This is a genomic window from Paenibacillus sp. GCM10023250 (genome assembly GCF_042653205.1).
Classification (GTDB): domain Bacteria; phylum Bacillota; class Bacilli; order Paenibacillales; family Paenibacillaceae; genus Paenibacillus_Z.
On record NZ_JBHSHY010000055.1, the window covers coordinates 22,289 to 28,575 of the forward strand.

The 6,287-nt window shown below is 63.5% G+C and carries 4 protein-coding genes; 1 reads left to right on the top strand and 3 read right to left on the bottom strand.

Annotation, left to right across the window (positions count from 1 at the left end; all coding sequences use genetic code 11):
- Positions 1–83 precede the first annotated feature (83 nt).
- The 3 genes from ACFPB1_RS24985 to ACFPB1_RS24995 all read right to left on the bottom strand — a co-directional run bounded on the left by ACFPB1_RS24985 (position 84) and on the right by ACFPB1_RS24995 (position 4,598).
- On the bottom strand, positions 84–758 hold the full coding sequence (locus ACFPB1_RS24985; protein WP_379228912.1) for a TerC family protein: 675 nt from the start codon (positions 756–758) through the stop codon (positions 84–86).
- A 245-nt stretch (positions 759–1,003) separates the two neighbouring features.
- Positions 1,004–2,857: an ABC transporter ATP-binding protein gene (locus ACFPB1_RS24990; protein ID WP_379228914.1), complete on the bottom strand. Its 1,854-nt coding sequence runs from the start codon at positions 2,855–2,857 to the stop codon at positions 1,004–1,006.
- Positions 2,850–4,598: an ABC transporter ATP-binding protein gene (locus tag ACFPB1_RS24995; RefSeq protein WP_379228915.1), complete on the bottom strand. Its 1,749-nt coding sequence runs from the start codon at positions 4,596–4,598 to the stop codon at positions 2,850–2,852. The genes ACFPB1_RS24990 and ACFPB1_RS24995 overlap by 8 nt, the downstream gene beginning before the upstream one ends.
- A 799-nt stretch (positions 4,599–5,397) precedes the next feature.
- On the opposite strand from ACFPB1_RS24995, the gene ACFPB1_RS25000 reads away from it, so the two are divergent.
- Positions 5,398–6,287: ParB/RepB/Spo0J family partition protein (locus ACFPB1_RS25000; protein ID WP_379228916.1), on the top strand; the 890-nt coding region annotated here is incomplete at its 3' end.

Below are 6,287 nucleotides of genomic sequence, written 5' to 3' on the forward strand. Positions count from 1 at the left end.
AGCATAATCAACAAAAAAAAGCGACCCGCCAAGCCCCCTTCCGGGAGCTTGCCGAATCGCCTTTCGTCCGCTTGGCCTCGCGCCTACGCTTCCTGCACGTGCCGCGACCGCACGCGGCGCTGCAGCACGTAGCCGATCGCGATGACGAGCAGGCCGCAGACGTACGGGAACACGTCGTCCGCCCAGCCGGCCACTTTGAGGATGAACGAAGCCAGCGTCTCGTTCTCTTCCAGCATCTCGCCGGCGGTGTAGCCGAGGATGCCCGCGCCGAGATAGATGAAGATCGGAAACTTATGCAGCACGACCATGATCAGCTGGCTGCCCCAGACGATAATGGGAATGCTGAGCGCGACACCGATCGCCATGATCCAGATCTGATTGTTGGCGATGGACGCGATCGCGAGCACGTTGTCGAGGCTCATGATGAAGTCGGCCACGACGATCGTCCGTACCGCCTTCCACAGCGATTGCGCGCCTTCGATGTCCTTGCTCTCCCCGTCGTCCTTCAGCAGCGAGATGGCCACCCAGAACAGCAGCAGCGCGCCCGCGACTTGAATGAACGGCAGCTTCAGCAGGTACACGGCCACCACCGTGAGCACGATCCGCAGGCCGACCGCGGCCAGCGCGCCCCACCAGACCGCCTTCTTGCGGTTGTCTGGCGGCAGATTGCGGCTCGCGAGCGCGATGACGACGGCGTTGTCGCCGCTCAGCACGAGGTTGACGAGCAAAATTTCCAAGATCAGCAACAGAAAATCCATTTCACTGCCCCTAACCTACCAAGATGCGATATTCTTCCCACTATTATCGCACAGGTGAATCAAGATTGTCTAATAAGGCAAGTCCCGCGGGCCGGAGAAGAGGGTCATAGCAGCGGCGAAAGCAGGCCGAATTTCGGACGTGGCGCACCAGTGTCGTTCGTCCGCCCCGCCTACAGGATCGACCGGCTCATCACGGGCAACCGGCCGCCGGCCGCGGACGCCGTTCCGCGGCCGGCGCATCGCCGTCACGCTTGCTTGAGCGGCTTGGCGGCGCCGAGGGCCGGCCGCTCGGAGCGGCCCTGCGAATGCCGGTACAGCTCGTCGTAATAGCCGCCCGCCGCGAGCAGCTCGCGGTGCGTGCCCTCCTCGACGATCTCTCCCTGGCGCATGACGATGATCCGGTCCGCGTTCATGATCGTGGACAGCCGGTGGGCGATGACGAGCGTCGTCCGCCCTTCGGAGACGACCGCCAGCGCGCGCTGGATGAGCTGCTCCGAGTGCGAGTCCAGATTCGCCGTCGCCTCGTCGAGAATGAGGATGCGCGGCTTGAACACGATGATCCGGGCGAACGAGATGAGCTGCCGTTCGCCGGCGGACAGTCCGCTGCCCCGCTCCGACAGCAGCGTGTCGTAGCCGTCCTTCATGCCCCGGATGAGCGCGTCCGCGCCGACGAGCCGGCACGCCTCGATGACCTCCTCGCGCGAGATCGCCTCGTCGAACAGCCGGACGTTGTCGACGATGCTGCCGGAGTACAGGTACGGCTCCTGCTGCACGAGGCCGATCAGCCGGTGCAGCGTCTCCTGCGGCATGTCGCGGACGTCCGTGCCGTCGATCGTCACGCTGCCCGCCTTGACGTCGTAGAATCGGCAGAGCAGGCTGATCAGGGAGCTCTTCCCCGCGCCGGTCGTGCCGACGATGCCGATCATTTCGCCCGGGCGCACGTGCAGATCGAGGTGATGGAGGACGGGAATGCCGTCCGTGTAGCCGAATTTGACGCTATTGAAGTCGATCCGGCCCTTGACCTCGGCAGCGTCGAGCTTCGCGTCCGTGCGATCTTGAATCTCGGGCACCGTATCGAAGATCGACCAGATCCGGTTCATCGATACCGAAGCGGACAGGAGCGTGTTCCACTGCTGCGTGATCGTGTTGATCGGCTGGAAGAACTGCCGGATGTACGTAATGAACGCGAACAGCACGCCGAACGGAATCGATTCCCCGAGCACCGCTTTGCCGCCGATCCACGTGACGAACGCCACGGACAGGTTGCCGAGCATGTCGAAGGAGCGGTTGAACAGCACGTTGGTGCGGATCTCGCGCAGGTTGGAGCGGAAGTACGTCCGGTTGCGCTCCGAGAACTGCCGCTGCTGCTCCTTCTCCTGGTGGAACACCTGGATGATGTGCATCCCCGCGAGGTTCTCCGCCACGAAGGCGACGAGCCGGGACAGGTTCGTCCGCGCCATCTGGTACGTCGTGCGCATGTAGGTGCGGAACGAGATCGCCATCACGGCGATGATCGGCAGCAGAATCAGGCAGTACAGCGTGAGCTGCACGTCGAGCCGGAACATGAGCACGATGATGAACACTAGCGTCAGCCCGTCGCGAAGCACGCTCAGCAGCACCTGGCTGAAAAACTGGTTGATCGTCTCCGTGTCGCTCGAGACGTGGGTGATGAGGCTGCCGCTCGGCACCCGGTCGAAATACGACATCGACTGCCGCGTGATGTGGCGGAACAGATTTTTGCGAATGGCCGCCACGATGCTTTGCCCCGCATGCTGGAGCAGGTTGTTCTGCAGGTACGTGAACAGGAAGCCGCCGACCGAGAGCAGCAGGTAGACGCCCGCGATCAGGAACAGCATGTTCGCATTCGCGTTGCCCTTCGTGAGATAGTCGTCGATCGCGATCTTCACGAGGTACGGCTGCAGCAGATCCGCGGAGATCGCCAGGATGATGCAGCCGAACACGGCGAGAAACGTCATCAGATGCGGCCTCGCGTAGCGGAACAAGCCCTTGTACGCCGAGCTGTTCGACTTCGGCGGCTGCGGCAGCGAAGGATCGCCCGAGCCGCCGTCCGCCTTAATCTTCTCTCTCGTCTTAGCCAACGCTGTTCCCCTCCTCCTGTATCGCGTGCAGCATCGCGTAGATGCCTTTCTGCGCGAGCAGCGTCTCATGCGTGCCGCGCTGCACGATCCGCCCTTCGTCCATGACGATGATCTCGTCGGCGTGCTTGAGCGCGCTGATCCGGTGGGCGATCAATATCGTCGTCTTGCCGCGGCGCTCCTTGCGGATCGTCTCGATGATGGCCGTCTCCGTCACGGCGTCGACGGCGCTGACGCTGTCGTCGAGGATCAGGACCGGCGCGTTCATGAGCATGCCGCGCGCGAGCGCCGTCCGCTGGCGCTGGCCGCCGGAGAGCGTGACGCCCCGTTCGCCGAGCTTCGTCTCGAAGCCGTCCGGGAACGTCATGATGCTGTCGTGGATCTTCGCCTGCTCCGCCGCCTTCTTCACGAGCGACAGCTCGGAGCTGCGGCGGAAGAATGCGATGTTGTCGCGGATCGTCGTGCTGAACAGGAAGCCGTCCTGCGGCACGTAGCCGATGCCGCTTCGCAGGCTCTCGAGCGTCAGCTCGTTCAGCGGCGTGCCGCCGATGTTGATCGTGCCGGCCGGCGTATCGAAGACGCGGAGCATCAGCTTGACGAGCGTCGTCTTGCCGCTGCCCGTCTTCCCGATGATGCCGAGCGTCTTGCCCGGGGGCACCGTCAGCGAGATATCCTTCAGCGCCTCCTTGGACGCGCCGGGATACGCGAACGTCAGATGGTTGACCGTGAGCGGCGCATGCGCCCAATCCACGTCGACCGCGGCCTCGTGCTCCACGATTTCCGGCTCCCGGCCCATGAGGTCGTTGACCCGCTCGAGCGACGCGCGGGAGCGCTGGATCGTGTTGATGACGTTGCCGATCGCCTGCAGCGGGTTGACCATCATCCGCACGTAGAGCGTCAGGGCGACGAAGTTGCCGAGCGTGATCCGGCCCGTCAGCGTCAAGTAGCCGCCGTACGCGAGGGTGATGATCAGCGACAGCGCCCCGAGGAACGGGATGAGCGCCTGGAAGAAGGACGAGACGCGCACGAGCTTCAGCTGATTGTCCTTGATGACGTCGACCGTCCGCCCGAACCGGACGTTCATGATGTCCTCGACGGCGAACTTCTTGGTGACCCGGATGCCGCCGAACTGTTCCTCCGCGGATTCCGTCATCTTGCCGAGCGATTCCTGTACCTTGTGCGAGCGCGCCCGGATGACCGGCCCGAGCTTCACCACGATCCACGGAATGGCGACGAGCGGCGAGACGCAGACGAGAATGAGATAGAGCGGGATGTCGCTGATGATCATCATGACGATGGCCGCGACGATCAGCATCGCGGCGTTCGCCGTCTGGTTGACGCCCATCGAGATCGATTCGCGCACCGTCGTGACGTCGTTCATGACGTAGCTGAGCAGCTTGCCGACGCCGTTCTTGGAATAGAATTGTTCGCCGAGCTTCGTGAAATGCTTGAACAGCTTCTTGCGGGCGTACTGCTCGAAGAGCCGTCCGACGTACATGATATGGAACTGCCCGATGCCGCCCAGAATCCCGTACGCGAGGCCGATGATCAGCAGCATCAGGCTCGCGTCCACGACGGCCGCCTGCGTCAGGCCCTGCTGCTCCAGCTGGTCCGTGAACTTGCCGAGCACCTTGGGATAATACGACTGAAACAGGTTCGCCGCCAGCGTGAACGACACGCCGGAAGCATAGATGTACCACTTGGAACGAATAAACGTAATCAATAGTCCGCGCCTGTCTGCCATCATAAAGCTCCTTCCCGATCGCCGATTCGTGGTCTTGCCTTGCGTGATACGCGTCCGAACTCCTGCCCCTCTGCTCCCCGCAGCCGGAATCGCGCGCCGAAAAAACCTCCCGCAACGAACAAGCTTGCGGGAGGCGATGGACGCTGGCCTCCGGCCTGCCGCCTGCGAATCAGGCGGACCTCCGGACGGCCGTATGCGGTTGTGCGGCGTGCGGCCGCGTGCCCTGAGGGCGTTCGCCGCCGGCTGCGCGAGCGCCGAAGCGCGCGAGGCGTTCCGCCCCTTGCGCGGCGGCTGCCGCCGGGCTTGGGCCGATGTCTCCGCGCGAGCCGGAAGCCGCATGGACGGCGCCCGAAACCTTCCGCCCGGATGCGGGAGAACCCGCCGTCTCGCATCGCGTCTGGCGCAGCCGGCCGCGGGCATCGCCAACAAGGCCGGTCGCCTGCCGCGCCGAACCGATTGCCGTTGATGCCGATTGTTCCGTACTCGCCGTACCGATTGCCGTTCGACCCCCGCTGTCCTGCCTCAAGCCGAGCACCCCTTCTCCCAAGACTGGCGACGCGTTGACGTGTTGAAGCAAATGGCCGGCAGTTCTCCGCAGGCCGAATCGCGCCCTAGCTAAATTTGGAAAATAATTGGTACCTGTAAACCGTCAACTAGTATCGTATCACATCGCGCCGAAGAACCCAATTGCGGCGTAAGCGGTTACGGGGCCATTTTCACAAGCAAGCACGTGTTATATAATACGGAGGACTGATTTGCGCCGATTTTCACGACCTTCTGCAAGGATAGGAGTGCAACCATGAATATTATCGAGATCGAAACGAGACTGATCGACGAAGATACGGACCAGCCGCGCTACCAGTTCGACCAGGAAGCGCTGGAGGAGCTGATGCGGAGCATCGAGGAGCTCGGCCTGCTGTCCCCGATCAAGGTGCGGACGACGCCGGGCGGGCGGTACAAGATCATTTACGGCAACCGGCGGTACAAAGCGTGCAAGATGCTGAACAAAGCTACAATCCCGTGCATCGTCTCGGCGGCGACGGACGAGATGGATATTTATTTGGAGCAGATCGCGGAGAATCTGACCCGCGAAGGCTTCTCGCCGATCGAGGAAGCCGAGGCGTTCCACAAGCTGATGAACGAGTCGAAGTTCAACAGCTCCCTGAAATTCCTCGCGAGCAAGCTCGGCAAGCCGGAGGCGTACATCAAGAACAAGTGCGAGCTGCTGAAATTCGGCAGCGCCGTCCGCAAGCTGATCGTCGCCGGGACGCAGATCCGCAAGGACAAGCTGACCGAGGACCAGGTGCTCCCGCTCAAGGACCTGCCGCTCGAGCACCGCGACCCGCTCGCGCTCATCGCGGCGCGAGACGGGCTGCCGGTCAGCGACGTGAAGAAGATCGCGAAGCTGTTCAAGGACAAGGACATCTCCGACGGCACGAAGGACAAGCTGCTGTACAAGAGCGGCTACGAGCTGCTGCAGACGTGGTCGACCGTGCAGCAGAACAAGAAGGAGCGGGAACGCGCCGCCGAGCTGAAGGCGGAGCAGGCGGAGCGCGCCGCGGCGGCGAAGGCCGAGAAGGCGCGCCAGGCGGCGGAAGCCGCGGCGGCGGCCGATGCTGCAGCCGGCGGCGCGGGAGCGGCCGCGGGCGGAGCTGGCGGCGGGGCGGGAGCGGCGGCGCCGGGCGCTGG

What these genes read in the sequence shown, in the direction of transcription:
- ACFPB1_RS24985 (WP_379228912.1), bottom strand. Translation starts at nt 758, where the DNA reads ATGGATTTTCTGTTGCTGATCTTGGAAATTTTGCTCGTCAACCTCGTG.
- ACFPB1_RS24995 (WP_379228915.1), bottom strand. Translation starts at nt 4,598, where the DNA reads ATGGCAGACAGGCGCGGACTATTGATTACGTTTATTCGTTCCAAGTGG.